The following is a 19,799-nucleotide window of genomic DNA, read 5'->3' as shown; positions in this document are numbered from 1 at the left end:
TCGTCACGATCTCCTTTTTTTATGAATATTCATTTTTTATTGTTTGATAAATGTTTTTTGAATTGTGCCAACATGTTCATTTTCAATTGTAATAAAATAAGTCCCCGTTGGAAGATTCGCGACATCTATATTTATTAGTTTGGGGTTTGATACTGAAAAGTTGTTTGAATTTACTACATTACCCATAACGTTAGAGATTGTAATTTTAGAATTTAGCATATCTGATGTACTTTCAATGTTTAAAATTGAAGAAGTTGGATTTGGGTAAAGTTGTATATAAGGTTGAGAAGCAGTACCGTCTAAATAAGTTTCGTTACTGTGGCTTGTAACTACTCCATATATATTTTGGCTATTAACTAAAACTACATAATTCATTGTAGCAATTCGTCTAAATTTATATGTCGATTTGAAACTGTATTTCCCTCTTCTATCAGTAACAATAGTAAGAGGTAGTGAAGGAATATAATCTTTAGAAGTCGCCCCCGGGATGTTTGACCATGAAGTAGTAGGATAACCTCCTTCTAAGCTTTGACTTTGCCATTGATAATTTGTTAAATAAATTCGGAAATCATAACCCTCTGGATAAGGATTGTCAAGACTGGCTGTGGATCCCGTGATAAGTTGTAAATTTTCGAAACTATTTGGAGATGTGATTTTTAAAATTTGATCACAACAAATTGTATTGTTGTAACGCAATCCCCTAACTAAAACCTTTATTTGATTACTAATTTGTGAAATATTTTTATAAATAGCTATCCTTCTAATAAGATAATAAGTGTCTTCAAAATTTGAAAATTGTGATGGATCGGAAAAACTTAAGTTTGGAGAGCTTTCATTAGTTATGGTAGTCCATCTTTCTATCATTCCCTTATCAATAGTAGTGTATTCCCATTTATAACTATCTACCTTTGCACCAGGGTCTCTCATTTGAACAACATAAAATGGATCTTCTAAGACTTTTAAGTTTACTATTGAATTTTCTCCAGAAATAGCTATTTTTTTTAAACTTGATAACTCAATAAATCCTTCTGAATTTACTTGTTCATTAGCTGAAATTGAATTTCTGAATATTGGAGAAGGAACAACCGTGATAGCTACTGAGTTGCTTTTATTCGGTTTCTCACTAGTATGGTTATACCCCAAACTTCTGATGACATTAAAATTGCCTATTTCAGTGATATGATCAATTTCCAGAATTTGATTTACATTATCAAAGTTTTTAAATCGTACACTCCCATTTCCATTAGCTTCCCAAGAAGAGTTTATTCCATAAGGTTGATCTTTGTAAGGATTAGGATATTGTGAACCAGTTATAGGTGTAGGTTTGTCTCCTAATCTTACAATTTGATTACAACATAAAGTGTTAGAGATTTTTGTAGGATCAGGTGCATCCGCAGGCGGTATCACTGTTCCTCCTCCGTTAAGTGTTGGATTTTTTATAACGGCAATATTTGAACTTTTGTAGGCTGTTCCTGCTGGATTTTTATATTCAGCATAAATAAATCCTCCGGAGGTTAAAAAATCTCCCCAGCTAAGATTGATATTAAAATTTCTAGTGGCAAATTGCCCGCCACCAAAATATAATTGGCCTCCGTCACCTCCAATAGCAATGTTAACATTTTGTGGGGATAATTTCGAAAAGTAAATTTTTAAAGTGCCCTGATCTCCAACTGCAACATTGTTAGGGATTTCTACTTTAACAGATAGTGATATATAGGAATAGGAAATTCCTCCTAAATTTATTGGTCCCGAGCTGACACTTAATCCATTAACCATGGTAGGTGCAAGTGTAACTTTTTGTCCAAACATTATTGTACTAAATACGAGTAATAAGCTAAGATAAATGTAATTTTTTCTCATGATTTTTTTAAATTATAATAAGGTTAAAAATAGGATTAATATTATATTTTTTAAATTTTAAAAAGTTAAATTATAAGTGTAATACTATAATTTAACACAATAGAGATTTTGAGATTTAGTATAAAATAAAAAAAGGAGATCATGACGATCTCCTTTTTTTATTTGACACTATTTTGAAGTGCTATTCCTTATTTGTATCAGTAAGTTCTTTTTCTGCTCCAAATTTTAAAGAAACCAGAATACCCGCTAAAAGGGAAACAGCAATGAAGGCTAATGACGCCCATTCCGGTACGTGAATGAAATCGTGAAGCAGCATTTTTAATCCTACGAAACTTAAAATAGCAATAAGACTGTATTCCAGATAGCTGAATTTTGCCAGCATATTGGCTAGGAAAAAGTACATCGAACGCAATCCCAGTATGGCAAAAATATTAGAGCTGAACACTAAAAAAGGATCAGAAGTAATGGCTAGAATTGCCGGTACACTGTCTACGGCAAAAAGCACATCCATGAATTCAATCACAATCAACGCTACAAATAATGGTGTGGCTGCTTTTTTTGCTGTTTTTGTGGGAATGAAGAATTTTTCTCCCTCCATATGGGAAGTGATCGGAATGATTTTTCCTAATGTTTTATAAATGAAAGAATCTTTAGGCTGAAAATCTTCATCTTCGCCCGTAAACAGCATCTTGATTGCGGTAAAAAGCAGAAAGGCTCCAAATAAATAAGTGGTCCATGCAAATTTATTAATTAGCATTACACCAAAGAAAATCATTAGTCCACGGAAAACAACGGCTCCCAGAATTCCCCAGAATAAAACACGATGCTGGTATTTTTGTGGTATTTTGAACGATGCAAAAATAATGGCGATCACAAAAATATTGTCCACACTTAAAGATAACTCAATCAGGTAACCGGTTATAAACTTCATGGAAGCAACGGCGGGTTTCAGATTGTCAGGATTTGCGATGTAATCTGTAGTATAGAGCCAATAGATAACTCCTGAAAAAAGAAAGGATAGGGTTACCCAGATCAGTGTCCATTTACTTGCTTCTTTAGTACTAATGATGTGTGGGTTTTTGTTAAAAACGCCTAAGTCTAAAGCAAGAATAAGTGCAACTGCTATTAAAAAGAAAATCCAAACCATTAGGGTATTTTTTTAGTGATTCACAAAGATAGTTTTTAAATTATATCAATTATAATTATTTATCCTGTCTGTCATTTTCGGGCAGAATCAGAGCGTTAAGTATTAAAAAGTTATTTTCAAAATTTACACGACGTTTGTCTTTTCGATTGATAGGACAGACAATTCCATAAAAAAAGTGCCAACATTACGTTAGCACTTTTGTATATGTTCTAAAGCTGAATTACAATGCTGATTTTACAGTTTTGATAATTCTTGCAGCAATTTTATAAGGATCACCGTTTGAAGCAGGTCTTCTGTCTTCTAACCAGCCTTTCCATCCTTTTTGTACGGTCATTAATGGAATTCTGATAGAGCATCCTCTGTCTGAAACGCCATAAGAAAAATCGTGAATAGAAGCGGTTTCGTGTTTACCGGTTAAACGTTGGTCGTTGTAAGCTCCGTAAACTGCAATGTGCTCTGCAGTAACAGGTCTGAAAGCTTCACAGATTCTTTCGTAAGTAGCCTGGTCTCCACATGTTCTTAGTACTTCGTTAGAGAAGTTAGCATGCATACCTGAACCATTCCAGTCTGTATCTCCAAGTGGTTTTGGGTGGTATTCAATATAGTAACCGTATTTTTCAGTCAAACGATCTAATAAGTAACGAGCAACCCAGATTTCGTCTCCGGCTTTTTTAGCACCTTTAGCGAATAATTGAAATTCCCATTGTCCGCAGGCAACTTCCTGATTGATTCCTTCAAAATTAATTCCGGCTGCGATACAAAGATCAGCATGCTCTTCGACTAATTTTCTTCCGTGAGTATTTTTTCCACCTACTGAGCAGTAGTACATTCCTTGTGGAGCAGGGTAGCCTCCAACCGGGAATCCAAGTGGAAGTTGAGTTTTGGTATCCATGATAAAATACTCTTGTTCAAATCCGAACCAAAAATCATCATTATCATCATCAATTGTAGCTCTACCGTTAGAAGGGTGTGGTTTTCCGTCAGCATACATAACTTCTGACATTACTAACCATCCGTTGATACGGGTTGGGTCTGGATATATTGCAACAGGAACCAAAAGACAGTCAGAAGATCCACCTTCGGCTTGTTTAGTAGAGGAACCATCAAATGACCAGTTTCCTAGTTCTTCTAATGTTCCTTTGAAATTTTCATGCTCTTCAACTTTAGTTTTACTTCTAAGATTTTGGGTTGGTTCATATCCGTCTAACCAAATGTATTCTAACTTAATTTTAGCCATAATAATATAAATTAATTTTCTTGTTTCTTTTTTGTTGGGACAAATATAGATTTATTTTTATACTCCTAAAAATTAGGGGGCTATTTTGTTTGAAGTAGTATTATTTTTTTAGATAAGATTAATTTGTGAGGGGGTATATTTTGAAAAAAGTAATTTTTAATACCTTAAAAAGGCAAATTCGTAAAAATCAAGGATGTTTTTTAAATTTTTAGTTTAAGGAATTATGAAAAAATGTTTATTTAATGAATAATACTGCGGTGTTTTGTTGTATTTCTTTGAATCAAATTCATTATTCTTTGAAAAAACCGCTTAACGTTGAAAAATCATCGAATAAAATTCTCTGTTTTGTGTTTCAAACAGGGGTTTTTATTGATTATATTTGTTTCACTTTTTTTAATGAAAATGATTACGAATTTTTAAACCTACTATACATGTCAACATTACGTTTCCAAGCTTTACAAGAAGCTTCCAACAGAAAGCCTGTACATTTTGAAGAAATAGACAGAAAGTCAAACATTTTTGGTTCAAATGTGTTTAATGAGAAAGCGATGAAGCAGTTTTTGACTTCTGATGCTTTAAAAGGAGTGAGAGATGCCGTTCAACACGGAACTAAGATAGACAGAAAACTGGCCGATTATATCGCCATGGGGATGAAAGAATGGGCATTGTCAAAAGGTGTAACTCATTATACACACTGGTTTCAGCCACTTACAGGCACAACAGCAGAAAAGCATGATGCTTTTTTTGAAACTTCTTATGACGGAAGTGATCCTGTAGAGAAATTCGGAGGAGCTCAATTGGTACAGCAGGAGCCTGATGCATCAAGTTTTCCGAATGGAGGAATAAGAAATACATTCGAGGCAAGAGGGTATACCGCTTGGGACCCAACTTCTCCGGCATTTATATATGGTACAACCTTATGTATTCCGACCGTATTTATCGCTTATACAGGAGAAGCGCTCGACAATAAGATTCCATTATTAAGAGCATTATCCGTTATGGATGAGGCTGCGACGGAAGTCTGTAAATATTTCGATAAAAATGTAAAGAAAGTTACTGCTACTTTAGGATGGGAACAGGAATACTTTTTAATTGATAAAGCACTAGCCAATTCACGTCCTGACTTAATGATGACAGGAAGAACCTTACTGGGACATACTTCTGCAAAAGGACAACAATTAGACGATCATTATTTCGGATCTATTCCAACACGTGCTTTAACGTATATGAGAGATTTAGAGCAGGAATGTATGCTGTTGGGGATTCCGGTAAAAACTCGTCACAATGAGGTAGCGCCAAACCAATTCGAATTAGCTCCGATTTTTGAAGAAACCAATCTGGCTGTAGATCATAACTCTTTATTAATGGATGTGATGCAGCGTGTAGCGGAGCGTCATGATTTTAAAGTATTGTTTCATGAAAAACCTTTTAAAGGAGTAAACGGTTCCGGAAAACACAATAACTGGTCATTGGCAACAGATACAGGAGTTAATTTATTGAGTCCGAGTAAAACGCCAATGAGTAATCTACAGTTTTTAACTTTCTTTATCAATACAATTAAAGCGGTTAATGATTACGAAACTTTATTGAGAGCGTCTATCGCAACAGCGAGCAACGATCATCGTTTGGGAGCTAATGAGGCACCACCGGCAATTATATCAGTTTTTATTGGAGCACAATTGTCTAAAGTATTAATAGAATTGGAAAGTGTAACTACTGGAAAATTGTCACCCGAAGAAAAAACAGACTTAAAGTTAAATGTAGTTGGGAAAATTCCGGACGTTCTTTTAGACAATACAGACCGTAACCGAACTTCTCCTTTTGCTTTTACAGGAAATAAATTTGAGTTTAGAGCTGTAGGTTCAAATGCCAATTGTTCCAACGCGATGACTACTTTGAATGCTATTGTGGCCAAACAATTAAGAGACTTTAAAACAGAGGTAGACTCTTTGATTGAATCTAAAGACATGAAAAAAGACGATGCCATCTTTAATGTTTTGAGAGAATACATCAAGCAGTCTAAAAAAATACTTTTTGAAGGAGACGGATATAGCGAAGCTTGGGAAAAAGAAGCCGCTAAAAGAGGATTAAGTAATTTTAAAACTACTCCCGAAGCTATTAAAGCTAAGGTTTCAAAACAAGCTTTGGAGTTATTTGATGAATTAGGAATTTTAAATCACGTAGAAGCAGAAGCACGTTACGAAATTGAATTGGAAGAATACACTAAGAAAATCCAAATTGAAGGACGAGTATTAGGGGATATTGCCAGAAATCATGTTATTCCAACGGCTATTCGCTATCAAAATACTTTAATCGAAAATGTAAAAGGATTAAAAGAAATTTTTGGTAAAGAGTTTGAAACTATTGCAAAAGAGCAAATAGTTCTCATTAAAGAAATTTCAGGACACATTGAAGGAATCAATTCTAAAGTATTGGCGATGACGAGTGAACGAAGAACGGCAAACCAATTGACTGATGCGCAAAAAATGGCCGAAGCTTACTGTAATAACGTAAAACCTTATTTTGAGGACATTCGTAATCATTGTGATAAATTAGAATTATTAGTAGATGATGAAAGCTGGACCTTAACGAAGTACAGAGAATTGTTATTTACGAAGTAATATTTTAGAATATACCCGATTAAGTCCCGTCTTTATTGAGATGGGATTTTTTTATGGTTTTGTTAAAATAATATCATTATGTCTTTATTTTAACAAATGTTTAAATTGAATTGTGACTAAATTATGAAAAGTAGCTTTTTTCTTGCCAACAAAAAAAAGCATTAAAGTAGTTCATCGAGATAGTTTTACACTTCATCGAAAAGTAATTAAGATATTGGAAAATAGGTATTTATACCTGTTTTGGTTGGCGATAAGTTTTCTAATTTTGATCATGAAAGAAAGAAAATAAGGCTTTAATTTTTATTTTCGAATGGAGATTTTGATTGCATGATTTCCCTAAATCACGCTGACCTACATAATAAAATGTATTAATAACCAATTAAATATATTTATTATGAAAAGAGTAATTTTAAGCATCTCCGCGATGCTGTTTGTAGGAGTCGCAGCTTTTGCGCAAGGTAACATGAGTGATGTGGACCAAACAGGTTTATTAAATGGTGCACTGGTAGTTCAGGTAGGAGCAACTAATAGCTCAGATGTTGACCAGATAGGTATTGCCAACGTTGCAATTGTAGGACAGTACGGAGATGATAACGAGTCTACTGTTGGACAATTAGGAGGAGGAAATGTTGCTATTGTAACACAAATTGGAGACAATAACGATTCTAGTATCACTCAAGGAATCTGGTTCGGTAATCTTGCAGTTACTACTCAAATTGGAGCTTACAATAATTCTGATGTGTTACAGATTGGTAACTTTAATACAGCTACTACTAATCAATTTGGTCTTGCTAATAACGCTTTGACTCTTCAATTCGGATATGGCAACACTGCATCTACCGATCAAATAGGACTGTTTAACAATGCAGCTACTCTACAATTAGGCTGGGACAACACCTCTAGTATTCAACAATACGGAGCCGGTAACTTTGCAGCTACTGCACAATTTGGAAATGATCATATGAGCACAGTTACTCAAACAGGTTTCTTAAATGGAAGTGTAGTAATTCAATCTAACTAAGAATAAACCAGAAAAAGGAAGAGCTTGAGCTATTAAGTTCTTCCTTTTTTTAAATTACAATATATTATGAAACGTTTAGCCACTTTTGTATCCTTACTAATCACCGGGATTTTATTCGCTCAGGTAATTGATGTGAATAGAAGTGACTATTTATTAAATGAAGCATACAATCGCAATCAAAATCAAACGATAAGTCAATATATTAAAAGCAACAACATCGTAACAGTTGCTCAAATTGGAAATTACAATCAAGCCAATTTAACCATCATAAGCAGTAATGCTTATGTTACCGCACAACAGACAGGCAACAACAACTACATGAATGTCTACAAAAATGCTGATGAAATCAATCAGTCCTACACACAAACAGGCAATAATAATTATATAAGTGATTTTTCGATGTACTCACGCGGAATCACTTCCATGGGAATCAATCAGTATGGCAATAATTTATCGGTAATCAGTACCGGTTCAAATTCGATATCTAAAGATTTAATAATTAATCAAACGGGAAACTCGGGGACAATTTACATATTCAATCGCTAGTGTCATGAAAAAGTATTTGAACTTACTAATTGCATTTTTTTGCTATTTTTTTTTCTGAATCAGGATTTTCTCAGGAAGTTCACATAGAAGTAAAAGCCAAAATAGAAGTAAAAGAAATAGAAAATTTACTTGCTATTACGGGAACTGCAGAAAACTTAAAATCGCAGTTTAAAAATATATCTTATAAATTGACTGTATTTAAAAAAATAAAAAAACTCGAATAAATCAAATAATGCTCAGGATGGCAGAGTCACATTAGAACCGATTCAAAAAGTTGAACTTTCTAAAACGCAAGTCAATTTTACACCAGAAGATGAGATTATAATATTGCTATTGATTTATGATGAAAAAAATGAATTGATAGGTAAAGACCGTGTTGTTTTTGGAGAAGATAAAGTATCAGATGCCGCTAAACCAATTCCTGTAGATGGAATTGAAATGATCGGGATTGTTGCTAATGATACCAAAACAAAACTGGGAAATGATTTTTATGATTTTTTTTATGCACAATATTCAAAGCTAAGAATTAATACAAGTAAAATCGTGACCGTTCAAGAGGAATTGACTTTTGGACGTACAACAAAAATTACTATTCTGATAGATGGAGAAATAGTGGAAGAATTTATTTCGCGTCCGGACGAAGATTTTTTAAAATACATGGCAGAATCTGCAGCATCAAAAGCATTTAAGTATTTTAAAGACATCGAAAAACAGAATAAAATAATAACTCAGTATTAATAAATAACTCAATATTAATAATCGAGAAGTAATTTTTGTAGAGGAGTTTTTCTTTTTTTTAATGTAGGAAACTAAATAACAGCAATATGAAAAATTTAATTTCATTCGTATTTGTGTTGGGTTTTTGTACCGTTTCTTTTTCACAGGATCTTGCTTATAAGCCTATTAATCCGGCTTTTAGCGGTGGTGAGACTTTTAATTATCAATGGATGCTTAGTTCTGCGCAGGCACAAAATGATTATAAAGATACTACTGCAAATGGCGGATACAAGCAGCCAACAGATCTGGAACGTTTTAAAAGTACTTTAAATAACCAATTGCTCAATAGAATTTCAAATTCATTGTTTGATAGTCAATTTGGTTCAGGTACAGGCTCTGGAGGTGGTACTGGAGGCGGTACCGGTGGAGGCGGAGGACTTACTCCTGGTAATTATGTCTTCGGAACGCTGTCTGTGGATATTTACAATTCTAACTTAGGAATGGTTGTCAATATTCTGGATATTGAAACTGGCGAGCAAACGCAAGTTATTATACCGGGTAAATAGTCTGGTATTCGATTTTTATAAAAGTAAGTTCATGTTTTATTATTAAAAAATAACTAATTATGAATAAAACTCTCCTTTTTCTACTGTTAATAACCTGCCTACTCTCAGGATGTGGCGCTTATTTTAATCAACCCGTAGGAGTTCAGAAAGCTGTTTTTGGAGAAAACACTTCTGCAACTGAACACTTAGTCGATATGCCAAAACCAAAAGAACAGATTGTGGTAGGGGTGTATAAATTTAAAGACCAGACAGGTCAATACAAAGCGACTGAAGTTGGAAGCACATTTAGCACAGCAGTTACTCAGGGTGCTACTTCTATTTTAATAAAAGCACTTCAAGATTCAAAATGGTTCGTTCCTATAGAACGTGAGAATCTGGGGAATTTATTAAACGAACGAAACATTATCCGGTCTACACGTCAGGAATATGAAGCAAAAAAAGAAGGCGGTGAAACAGTATTGACGCCTTTACTCTTTGCAGGAGTTTTATTAGAAGGTGGTATTATTTCCTATGACACCAATATTATTACCGGAGGTTTTGGAGCCCGATATTTTGGCGCCGGAGGTTCTACACGATACAGACAAGATCGTGTTACGGTATATTTAAGATTGGTTTCCACCTCAAACGGAAAAATACTAAACACTGTTTATGTTTCTAAGACCATCTTATCACAAAGTATAGACGCCAGTTTATTTCGATACGTAAATCTAAATCGACTTTTGGAAGTAGAAACCGGTTTTACAAGAAATGAACCCATTCAGCTGGCAGTTACCGAAGCCATAGAAAAAGCCGTTGAAGGCCTTATTGTACAAGGAATCAAAGACAAGCTTTGGGAAGTGAATGCACCTCAAAATCAAATCGATGCTTTTGTATCTGCCTATGATGCAGAAAAAAGCGAAGCCGATCTGGCACAATTATACGATAGAAATTTAGAAGATAAAAGAGGCCTTTTTGGTATAGAGGTTGCCGGAGGAACAGCCATTATACAAGGCGATTATAAAAGTCCCGAACCGGCACCAATGATCAGAGGAGCGGTGAAGTATTTTTTCACTCCGGCTTTTAACATAAGTGCTTCGGCCAATGCATTCAAAATTGCCAATAAAGGAAGAGACAAATTGGGATATGTGTCTACAGATCTCAATCTCGAATGTATCATATTGCCTCGCGATATCCTGACTCCATTTGTTTTTGGGGGTTACGGATTTGAATTTAATAAAGAATACAAAAATTTTCATAGTAAAGTTCAGTTTGGAGGTGGTTTAGAATATATGGCGACCAGTAATTTAGGAGTAAAATTATTCGCAGAATATAATATGACCTTTAGCGACAATGTTGATTATATCGTAAGAGGTAAAAGAGATGATTATTACTGGAGACTTGGTTTGGGACTCACTTATTACTTCCCAAGAAGTTCCAAGCACAAGAAATAATAGTTCGCTGGTGTAATACCAAAGAGTGATATTTTTTCAATAACAAATTGAGAAAAAAATCAGTATAAGTTTAACAAAATCAAGACCGCAATGAAAATAGGACTAAAAATATTGATATGCTTTATGCTTTTGGTTTCTTGTAGTGAAGATCAAATCGATGAAACAGGAACGGGAGCAGTAAAAGGAAGAGTAGTAGATGCCCGAACATATGAAGGAATAGAAAACGCACGTATTTCTTCAAGCCCAACTACGAGTACCGTATTTTCGGATAAAGACGGATATTTCGAGATAGATAATATAACAATGGGAAAATATTCTTTTCAGGCCCAAAAAGATGGTTTTACCGCCAGATTTGAACCTGCCACTGTGGAGAAAGACATAACAGTTCAGATTATTTTTGAGTTACAAGTCTCTACTGCCAACAACAAACCACCAGATGTTCCCATATTAACCGCACCTACAGACAACGCTACAGGGCAACCGCTAACACTGGATTTAACATGGACGGCAAAAGATCCGGAATCAGATCCGATGACCTATACCGTGACAGTGAAAAACGGAACAACAGACGAAACTAAAACCTATGCCAATTTAAAAGACACAAAGCTTAATATTTCAGGTTTAAGTTTTAGCACGAAATACTATTGGCAGGTAACAGCCGATGATGGAATTAATAAACCAATAAATAGTGTCACAAACTCTTTTACGACTTTGGCATTTCCAAATCCGAGATATTTGTATGTTAAAAAAGTAAAAAATAACAATGTCATTTATACAGCTGATGAAGCCGGAAACGAACTTCAATTGTCATCTGCCGAAGTAAACAGCTACAGACCGAGAAAAAATTTAAGCATCAACAGAATTGCTTATATAAGTTCTGACGGATCTTTGAATCAAATTTTCACAATGAATCCGGATGGTACTGATGTCAAAAAAATTACAAACTTTATACCTATAGCAGGATTTAATATGGAGTATGTTAATTATTGCTGGAGCACCAACGGAAGACAAATTATTTATCCAAATTTTGACAGACTGTATCGCATTGATTCTGACGGATCAGGATTGATTCAATTGTTTAAAACGCCAAACGGAAAATTCATTTCAGAATGTGAATGGAGTCAGGACGGGTCACAAATTGTACTTAAAGTAAATGATATGTCGGGATACAATGTTGAGATATATGTGATCAATACCGCCGGTGATGTATTGTATCAGGTACTTTCCGGAGTAACGGGTGGAGCAAGCGGTCTTAGTATTTCTGTAGACAATAGTAAAATTGCCTATACGAGAGATGTTTCAGGATTCGAAAATTCGACTTACAGACGATTAGACTCCAGAATATTTATTTACACAGCTGCGGACAATACTTCAACTGAACTGGCAAGTCAAAAACCAAATGGATTTAATGATTTCGATGTAAAATTCTCTCCAAATGAAGCAGAGCTGATTTATGTCAATACATCAAACGATGGTTTATCAGCCAACACGATACAAAAAGTTACTATTTCCAGCAGCAATAGTAATGGTTCCAGAACGACACTATTTCAGAACGCTTCAATGCCGGATTGGAGGTAAAATACTAAAAACTCAATTTTTGATAACCAATTTTATAGAAAAAAATCGGCAGTGCCTAAAAGCCTGCCGATTTTTTTTGCGAATCAGACATACGAATCAATCAAAGAATTAAAAAAAGGGATTATCTTTGCACCACATCAACACAAACTAAGTTTCATGAGTTCAGATTCTAGCAAAAGGTACGCACAAAGAGGTGTTTCGGCATCAAAAGAAGACGTACACAACGCCATAAAAAATATTGATAAAGGTTTATTCCCACAGGCATTTTGTAAAATTGTACCTGATTATTTAACGCAAGACCAGGAGCACTGTTTGATTATGCATGCCGACGGTGCCGGTACAAAATCATCATTAGCCTATATGTACTGGAAAGAAACCGGTGATATTTCGGTTTGGAAAGGAATTGCTCAGGATGCTTTAATCATGAATATCGATGACTTATTGTGTGTAGGAGCAACCGATAATATTTTGCTTTCTTCAACAATTGGAAGAAACAAAAACTTAATCCCTGCTGAGGTTATTTCAGCAATCATCAACGGTACAGAAGAATTAATCAACGAACTAAAATCTTTTGGTGTAACCATCCATTCAACAGGAGGAGAAACTGCCGATGTTGGTGATGTTGTTCGTACTATTATTGTAGATTCTACGGTAACAGCCCGCATGAAACGCAGCGATGTGGTAGATAATGCCAACATAAAAGCCGGTGACGTAATCGTTGGTTTGGCTTCTTTTGGACAGGCAACTTACGAGAAAAGCTATAACGGGGGAATGGGAAGTAACGGATTAACCTCTGCCCGTCACGATGTTTTTGGAAAATACTTGGCAGCAAAATACCCGGAGAGTTATGATGCAGCAGTACCCGAAGAATTAATCTATTCAGGTCAGGTAAATTTAACTGATGCTGTCGAAAACAGTCCAATAAATGCAGGACAGTTGGTACTTTCGCCAACCAGAACGTATGCACCGATTATCAAGAAAATCTTAGATACCTATACACCAGCTGATATTCACGGAATGGTACATTGCAGTGGAGGAGCTCAGACAAAGATTTTACATTTCGTTCAGAACTTACACATTATAAAAGACAATTTATTTCCGGTTCCGCCATTGTTCCAATTAATTCAGGAGCAATCTAAAACCGATTGGAAAGAAATGTATCAGGTTTTCAATTGCGGTCACCGTATGGAACTTTATGTTCCCGAAAATATTGCACAAGATATTATTGCAATTTCAAAATCATTCAATGTCGATGCGCAAATTGTAGGTAGAGTGGAAGCGGCAGACACTAAAAAGCTTACGATTACCAGCGAGTACGGAACATTCGAATATTAATATTTTTTGAGTTACAAAAGTTCAAAGGTTCTGAGTAGCAAAGGTTTCTATACCGGAGTTTACAACAGAGCCTTTTTTATTAATCATTAGCTTTTTTAGGAGCTAATCCCGCTATTCGTTACAATCTTTTGTGCCGAACCCCGTCACAAAAGGATTTTCACTGCTATCGGGGCTAAAAAAAACATCAAGCTATGTATGAATTACTTTTTTGGAGATATTTAGAAGAGGTTTATCTGAACCATCATGAAGTTTATGAAGCCCTTGTAGAAAAAGAAGAAGTAGACGGTCTTGCAGTACTTCCTGTTGACGTCATTATGAACAGAATCAATTCCGTTTTTTCCCAATGGGAACGAGTGGATGAAAACAGCTGGAAAAACAGCACCGGAAAAGGAGCTTTCCAGGTAATTACCACACCGCAAAGCATCAAAATTGATTGTTACGGAACCGAAGGAAAAACCATGAATACACTGGTTTCCCTGATGGAAGAATTCAAATGTCCGTTATACGATCCGCAAGTTCCCGAGCGCTATGACGAAATGAATGAATAAACGATCAATTTTGTAAAACTTTGCGAATCTCTGTGCAAAACGTAGTGTCTCTCTGTGAAATAGTTTTTAGATAAAGTAAATAGAAGGCTTTATAGTGAGCAGCTCAAAAAAAGAATTCATGACCACATCAAATTTTAATTTCTCCGATACTATAATTTTAGAAGACGATTCTGTTTTATTACGTCCTTTGCAAGAATCAGATGCCGATAATTTACTGGAAATCTCTGTTAACGAACCCGAAACCTGGAAATACTCCTTAGTAGGTGCAGATGGAAAAGAAAATTTGATCAATTATATCCAACTGGCGATAAAAGGAAGAGAAAATCAAAAAGAATTTCCGTTTATAGTTTTCGATAAGAAAACACAAAAGTATGCAGGTTCAACACGTTTCTACGACATGAATCTGGAGTATAAATCACTACAGCTGGGATATACCTGGTACGGATCGGCTTTTAGAGGAACCGGGCTTAATAAACATTGTAAATTTTTATTACTGCAATTTGCCTTTGAAACCCTTGGTGTGGAGCGTGTAGAGTTTCGTGCCGATAATAATAATGAACGTAGTATTGCCGCCATGAAAAGTATCGGCTGCAAAGTTGAAGGCGTTTTAAGAAGTCATATGCCAACCGCTAATAGTGATGTTCGTCGTGATTCTATTGTGTTGAGCATCCTGCAAAAAGAATGGTTTGATGAGGTAAAGGAAAATCTAAAGCGTAAGCTTTAAAAAGAGGCGCTAGCCTCGACCCATATTGTAGGGCCGGATTTTAATCCGGTCAAAACGTCACAAGAGCAAAAGAAGAACCATCGGTTCGGTCCATTTTACAAACCCATCGCAGACGTATAATTTGTTTAAAAAAAATGGCATTATAATATGTGCCACCCCTCTGGAACTCTTGAACGTGTCGTATTATTTTTTCAACGGCTTGAAATCCGTTGCTATAAATATGGCGTTCCTACGGAACTCTTAAACACAACTCGCAACTCATAATTCATAACCCATAATTGATAACCCATAACCCATAACGATCTACTTACCCGTCTTTCAAGAGTAAATTTTGCTCCTTTCTTAACCTTTCAACTAATGAATTAAGGTAGGTTTTTGTTTTTAGAGGAAGTAAATTCCAGGTTGAGTCCTTTTTAAAACTTCTGCAATAATCAAGATCGCATTCTACGGCACGAATTGCATATTTTTTGTTTTGATAGATCGTAATAATTTTAACGCGCCTTATCTCATTGTATTCTGTTCTCGTACCGTAAACAATCACCGGATCGATAAGTCCATCACCGTCCAGATCTGTTGTACTGCAGTATTTTGTCCAAAAATAGATCGTAGTTTCTTTAGGATCACTGTCTTCCAGTAAATCATTAATTCTCCATTTTTCAAGAAAACCGCCATGATCATTCAGTGTGTAAATGGCCTGAATCTTCGTGTTTAAGGTATCTTTTTTTGAAATGTTTTTTTGATTTTCGCAGAGGAGTAATTCATACACACCGCTTTTATCAGAACATTCGAGTGCTCTGTAAATTGGAAATTCCGAAACACCGTCAAGTTCTCTTTGAGCGATTTCTTTTTGGGTTAGTTTATGACTTTCTGTTTTTTGTGCAAAACCGAAAATGGTATAAAAAAGGATGCAGAATAAAATAGCGTTTTTCATGAATAGTGTGACATTTTACAGAACCAAAGATATTTAAAAGCTTTTGAGATCAGATCATTTTATATTTTTTAAAAAGCATATTTTGTTGTATTTTTCGAATCTGAAAGTATTGGTAAATCGATTTAGTAAAATGCCAATTGCTGTTTTTAAGTAAAAAGTAATGATTAAAAGAAAACTAATGAATAGAATAAATTGTAAAAATTTTGTTTTTGGATTATCCTTTTTAATATTCGGTTATACCGCTAATGCTCAGAAAAAAACAATTGAAAAACGAGATCTGATTCAGTATGTTGATCCTATGATTGGTACCGCCAAAATGGGGCATACCTATCCGGGAGCAACAGTTCCGTTTGGAAGTGTACAGTTAAGTCCTGAAACCGATACAATTGCCTACAGTACAAATGGAAAATATAACGGAGATGTCTATAAGTATTGTGCCGGATATCAATACGAAGATAAAACGATTGTAGGTTTTAGTCATACGCATTTTAGCGGAACTGGACATTCTGATTTGGGCGATTTTTTAATTATGCCCACAACAGGAAAGCTGCAGCTAAATCCCGGTGTTGCTTCAAAACCATTGTCCGGTTACCGATCGGCATTTTCTCATACTACCGAAAAAGCAGAGCCCGCTTACTACAGTGTACTTTTGGAAGATCATAAAATCAAAGCCGAACTTACGGCGACAACCCGCGTAGGAATGCATCAATACACCTTTCCAAAATCAGATGATGTACATATCATTTTAGATTTGACTTCGGGAATTTACAATTACGATAAAAAGAATGTATGGACATTTGTTAGAGTAGAGAACGATACTTTGATTACCGGATATCGTCAGACCAATGGCTGGGCAAGAACCAGAACTGTATATTTTGCGATGAGTTTTAGCAAGCCCATTAAAAATTACGGACAGGCCCCATTGGAGAAAAGTGTGTACAGAGGCTTTTGGGGAAGATTTGATCAAACCAAAAACTTTCCCGAAATGGCAGGTCAGAACTTAAAATTGTTCTTCGATTTTGACACAGAAGAAGGAGAAAAAATAAAAATCAAAATGGCTCTGTCTCCTGTAAGTTCTGCCGGTGCAGTTGAAAACATGAAAAAAGAAGTTCCGGGTTGGGATTTTGAAAAAGTCAAAAAGCAAAGTCAGGAAGTCTGGAATAACGAGTTGAACAAAATTCAGGTAGAAACCCTTCAGAAAGAAGATTTAGTGAATTTTTATACTGCAATGTATCATGCCTTTTTAGGACCTACAGAATACATAGATTTAGACGGGAACTACAAAGGTTTGGATATGAACGTACATAAAGCCGAAAACTTTAAAAATTATACCAGTTACTCCTTATGGGATACTTATCGCGCCTTGCATCCATTATTCAATATAGTACAGCCTTCCCGAAATTCAGATATGATCAGTTCCATGTTGGCTCACTCCGATCAGAGTGTACACAAAATGCTGCCGATTTGGTCGCATTATGCCAATGAAAACTGGTGCATGATCGGGTATCATTCCGTTTCTGTAATTGCCGATGCTATTGTAAAAGGCAATATCAATTTTGATCCTGAAAAAGCACTTGAAGCTTGTGTGAAAACAGCAAAAGTGCCTTATTATGACGGATTGGAATATTATATGACAAAAGGTTATGTTCCAGAAGATAAAAACGGTGCTTCGGTTTCAAAAACACTCGAATATGCTTATGATGACTGGGCGATTGCACAGGCAGCAAAGAAATTAGGTAAAACCGAAATCTATAAGGAATTTATCGCAAGATCTAAAAATTACAAAAACGTTTACGATGCGCAAACGGGGTTCATGCGTCCGAAGTTAAATGACGGAACTTTTAAGAAAGAATTTGATCCGTTAGATACACATGGTCAGGGGTTCATTGAAGGGAATTCATGGAATTACAGTTTGTATGTACCGCAGGATCCTGCTGATATGATTCAAATGATGGGAGGAAATGAGAAATTTAAAGTTCGATTGGATTCCTTATTCAACATGCATTTACCGGACAAATATTTTGAAAACACGGAAGATATCACCAGAGACGGAATCATTGGGAATTATGTTCATGGAAACGAACCTTCACACCATGTCGTTTATTTATACAATTGGACGAATTCACCATGGAAAGCTCAGGACAAAATCAGGATGATCCTGAAAAAAATGTACCGAAACGGAGCTGACGGTTTAGGAGGAAACGATGATTTTGGACAAATGAGTGCCTGGTATATTTTTAGCAGTTTAGGTTTTTACCCTGTAGCACCGGGTTCTGACGAATATGCATTAGGAAGTCCGTTAGTGAAAAAAGCGACTTTTAATCTGGAAAACGGAAAGAAATTCGAAGTAGAAACCATCAATCAGTCCGATAAAAATGTGTTTGTGAGCAAGGTGATTTTGAATGGGAAACAATTAGATAAGCCTTTTCTGAAACATGCTGATATAATAAATGGAGGAAAGATCACATTTTATATGAGCGCTAAGCCTAATAAGAGTTATTAGTTTTGTGTTATGAGTTGTATTGATTAACATTGTCTGGCTGAGCGAAGTCGAAGCCAACACCGTTTCGCTGAGCGGAATCGAAGGGTTCTCACGACGTAAAATGGCTTCGACTTCGCTCAGCCTGACACTCAAAAAAGTAACTTAAAAAAGGGCAAGGTTTAAATTCGAGAAAATTTTACAATTAATGGCGAAACAACAAAAAACTTCCCGAAATTTGCACTTTAAATAAAAGTAAACATGAAAATAAATCTAAAATCAGGAATTGATAAATTGCTTTTCGGAATGAAGCAGAACGATGTTACAGCTGCTTTAGGAAAGCCTGATAAAAATTATAAAGATGAAGATGATAATGTGATTTTTGTATACAATGCACAAAAGATCAGATTGACGTTTTATCAGGAAGAAGACCTGAAATTAGGTTATTTAGTAGCTTCAAGCAGCGATTTAGAAGTTTTTGGATTCAAACTAATCGGAAGAAAAATTGCTGATGTAAAGAAAGATTTAGCAACAAAAGGAATTACAAAATACAATCAGGAAACTTTTGATACTTTCGAGAATTACTTTAATGAAGACAACTGGTTCATCCTTCAAACAGAATTTGACGAAGTGGTGAAGTTTGAAATCGGTGCAATCATAAACGATAAAGACGAATTTGATTGGAAATTTCCAGTAAAGAAGAAATAATTAAAAAGATTTGTAGCCTAAAGAACAAACAGGTATCAGACTTAGTGAACTATATAGGTGTGTAATATCAGACTGAGCAAACTATATAGACATGTAAGGTTAGACTAAGCGAGGTATATAGGCACATAAGGTCAGACTGAGTGAAGTATATAGACATTTAAGGTTAGACTGAGCGAGGTATATAGACATTTAAGGTTAGACTGAGCAAAGTATTTAGGCACATAATGTCAGACTGAGCGAAGTCGAAGTCCCACACGCTAAATCCATACTGTTGAAGACTTCGACTTCGCTCAGTCTGACGTACGATGTTACCGTTTTAGTCTGATAGATCACAATAATAATTATAAAAAA

16 protein-coding genes are annotated in these 19,799 nt (G+C 35.4%); 12 read left to right on the top strand and 4 right to left on the bottom strand.

Annotated features, from left to right (window positions below):
- Positions 1-36: 36 nt before the first annotated feature.
- The 3 genes from C245_RS0121785 to C245_RS0121775 form a co-directional block, all read right to left on the bottom strand.
- Positions 37-1,860, bottom strand: coding sequence for a T9SS type A sorting domain-containing protein (locus C245_RS0121785; RefSeq protein WP_026110220.1), 1,824 nt, complete (start codon positions 1,858-1,860; stop codon positions 37-39).
- Between the two features lie 181 nt (positions 1,861-2,041).
- Positions 2,042-3,007, bottom strand: coding sequence for a TerC family protein (locus C245_RS0121780; protein ID WP_017498735.1), 966 nt, complete (start codon positions 3,005-3,007; stop codon positions 2,042-2,044).
- 220 nt (positions 3,008-3,227) lie between these two features.
- Positions 3,228-4,244, bottom strand: coding sequence for a glutamine synthetase beta-grasp domain-containing protein (locus tag C245_RS0121775; RefSeq protein WP_017498734.1), 1,017 nt, complete (start codon positions 4,242-4,244; stop codon positions 3,228-3,230).
- A gap of 431 nt (positions 4,245-4,675) precedes the next feature.
- On the opposite strand from C245_RS0121775, the gene C245_RS0121770 reads away from it, so the two are divergent.
- The 10 genes from C245_RS0121770 (at position 4,676) to C245_RS0121720 (ending at position 15,330) form a co-directional block, all read left to right on the top strand.
- Positions 4,676-6,865 (top strand): glutamine synthetase III, encoded by a 2,190-nt coding sequence (locus tag C245_RS0121770; protein WP_026110219.1) that lies wholly within the window; start codon positions 4,676-4,678, stop codon positions 6,863-6,865.
- A gap of 394 nt (positions 6,866-7,259) precedes the next feature.
- Positions 7,260-7,886, top strand: a complete 627-nt coding sequence (locus tag C245_RS23830) for a hypothetical protein (protein ID WP_081603555.1) — start codon at positions 7,260-7,262, stop codon at positions 7,884-7,886.
- Positions 7,887-7,952: 66 nt separating this feature from the next.
- Entirely contained in the window at positions 7,953-8,432 is a 480-nt protein-coding gene (locus C245_RS0121760) for a hypothetical protein (RefSeq protein WP_017498731.1), read from the top strand.
- A gap of 333 nt (positions 8,433-8,765) precedes the next feature.
- Complete coding sequence (locus C245_RS0121750) at positions 8,766-9,170, top strand: CsgE family curli-type amyloid fiber assembly protein (protein WP_017498729.1); 405 nt, start codon at positions 8,766-8,768, stop codon at positions 9,168-9,170.
- Positions 9,171-9,256: 86 nt separating this feature from the next.
- Positions 9,257-9,715, top strand: coding sequence for a curli assembly protein CsgF (locus C245_RS0121745; protein WP_017498728.1), 459 nt, complete (start codon positions 9,257-9,259; stop codon positions 9,713-9,715).
- Between the two features lie 59 nt (positions 9,716-9,774).
- Complete coding sequence (locus tag C245_RS0121740) at positions 9,775-11,145, top strand: CsgG/HfaB family protein (protein WP_017498727.1); 1,371 nt, start codon at positions 9,775-9,777, stop codon at positions 11,143-11,145.
- A gap of 90 nt (positions 11,146-11,235) precedes the next feature.
- Positions 11,236-12,723 carry a carboxypeptidase regulatory-like domain-containing protein gene (locus C245_RS0121735; RefSeq protein WP_051041455.1) on the top strand — a complete coding sequence of 496 codons (1,488 nt, stop codon included), beginning with the start codon at positions 11,236-11,238 and terminating at the stop codon, positions 12,721-12,723.
- 156 nt (positions 12,724-12,879) lie between these two features.
- Positions 12,880-14,058 carry an AIR synthase related protein gene (locus C245_RS0121730; RefSeq protein WP_026110216.1) on the top strand — a complete coding sequence of 393 codons (1,179 nt, stop codon included), beginning with the start codon at positions 12,880-12,882 and terminating at the stop codon, positions 14,056-14,058.
- Positions 14,059-14,249: 191 nt separating this feature from the next.
- Complete coding sequence (locus tag C245_RS0121725) at positions 14,250-14,606, top strand: hypothetical protein (RefSeq protein WP_017498724.1); 357 nt, start codon at positions 14,250-14,252, stop codon at positions 14,604-14,606.
- A gap of 118 nt (positions 14,607-14,724) precedes the next feature.
- Complete coding sequence (locus C245_RS0121720; protein WP_017498723.1) at positions 14,725-15,330, top strand: GNAT family N-acetyltransferase; 606 nt, start codon at positions 14,725-14,727, stop codon at positions 15,328-15,330.
- Positions 15,331-15,637: 307 nt separating this feature from the next.
- Here C245_RS0121720 and C245_RS0121715 read toward each other — a convergent pair whose 3' ends face one another.
- Complete coding sequence (locus C245_RS0121715) at positions 15,638-16,261, bottom strand: M949_RS01915 family surface polysaccharide biosynthesis protein (protein ID WP_017498722.1); 624 nt, start codon at positions 16,259-16,261, stop codon at positions 15,638-15,640.
- A gap of 178 nt (positions 16,262-16,439) precedes the next feature.
- On the opposite strand from C245_RS0121715, the gene C245_RS0121710 reads away from it, so the two are divergent.
- On the top strand, positions 16,440-18,764 hold the full coding sequence (locus C245_RS0121710) for a GH92 family glycosyl hydrolase (RefSeq protein WP_035747137.1): 2,325 nt from the start codon (positions 16,440-16,442) through the stop codon (positions 18,762-18,764).
- Positions 18,765-19,001: 237 nt separating this feature from the next.
- Positions 19,002-19,448: a hypothetical protein gene (locus tag C245_RS0121705; protein ID WP_017498720.1), complete on the top strand. Its 447-nt coding sequence runs from the start codon at positions 19,002-19,004 to the stop codon at positions 19,446-19,448.
- The last annotated feature ends 351 nt before the right edge of the window (positions 19,449-19,799 follow it).

Origin of the sequence: Flavobacterium sp. WG21 (assembly GCF_000335775.1) — a bacterium.
Classification (GTDB): domain Bacteria; phylum Bacteroidota; class Bacteroidia; order Flavobacteriales; family Flavobacteriaceae; genus Flavobacterium; species Flavobacterium tructae.
The sequence above is the reverse complement of the archived record's forward strand: the minus strand, read 5'-3'. Positions and strand labels throughout refer to the sequence as shown.

What these genes read in the sequence shown, in the direction of transcription:
- C245_RS0121730 (WP_026110216.1), top strand. Translation starts at nt 12,880, where the DNA reads ATGAGTTCAGATTCTAGCAAAAGGTACGCACAAAGAGGTGTTTCGGCA.
- C245_RS0121715 (WP_017498722.1), bottom strand. Translation starts at nt 16,261, where the DNA reads ATGAAAAACGCTATTTTATTCTGCATCCTTTTTTATACCATTTTCGGT.
- C245_RS0121775 (WP_017498734.1), bottom strand. Translation starts at nt 4,244, where the DNA reads ATGGCTAAAATTAAGTTAGAATACATTTGGTTAGACGGATATGAACCA.
- C245_RS0121725 (WP_017498724.1), top strand. Translation starts at nt 14,250, where the DNA reads ATGTATGAATTACTTTTTTGGAGATATTTAGAAGAGGTTTATCTGAAC.
- C245_RS0121710 (WP_035747137.1), top strand. Translation starts at nt 16,440, where the DNA reads ATGAATAGAATAAATTGTAAAAATTTTGTTTTTGGATTATCCTTTTTA.
- C245_RS0121740 (WP_017498727.1), top strand. Translation starts at nt 9,775, where the DNA reads ATGAATAAAACTCTCCTTTTTCTACTGTTAATAACCTGCCTACTCTCA.
- C245_RS23830 (WP_081603555.1), top strand. Translation starts at nt 7,260, where the DNA reads ATGAAAAGAGTAATTTTAAGCATCTCCGCGATGCTGTTTGTAGGAGTC.
- C245_RS0121785 (WP_026110220.1), bottom strand. Translation starts at nt 1,860, where the DNA reads ATGAGAAAAAATTACATTTATCTTAGCTTATTACTCGTATTTAGTACA.
- C245_RS0121780 (WP_017498735.1), bottom strand. Translation starts at nt 3,007, where the DNA reads ATGGTTTGGATTTTCTTTTTAATAGCAGTTGCACTTATTCTTGCTTTA.
- C245_RS0121745 (WP_017498728.1), top strand. Translation starts at nt 9,257, where the DNA reads ATGAAAAATTTAATTTCATTCGTATTTGTGTTGGGTTTTTGTACCGTT.
- C245_RS0121770 (WP_026110219.1), top strand. Translation starts at nt 4,676, where the DNA reads ATGTCAACATTACGTTTCCAAGCTTTACAAGAAGCTTCCAACAGAAAG.
- C245_RS0121720 (WP_017498723.1), top strand. Translation starts at nt 14,725, where the DNA reads ATGACCACATCAAATTTTAATTTCTCCGATACTATAATTTTAGAAGAC.
- C245_RS0121705 (WP_017498720.1), top strand. Translation starts at nt 19,002, where the DNA reads ATGAAAATAAATCTAAAATCAGGAATTGATAAATTGCTTTTCGGAATG.
- C245_RS0121760 (WP_017498731.1), top strand. Translation starts at nt 7,953, where the DNA reads ATGAAACGTTTAGCCACTTTTGTATCCTTACTAATCACCGGGATTTTA.
- C245_RS0121735 (WP_051041455.1), top strand. Translation starts at nt 11,236, where the DNA reads ATGAAAATAGGACTAAAAATATTGATATGCTTTATGCTTTTGGTTTCT.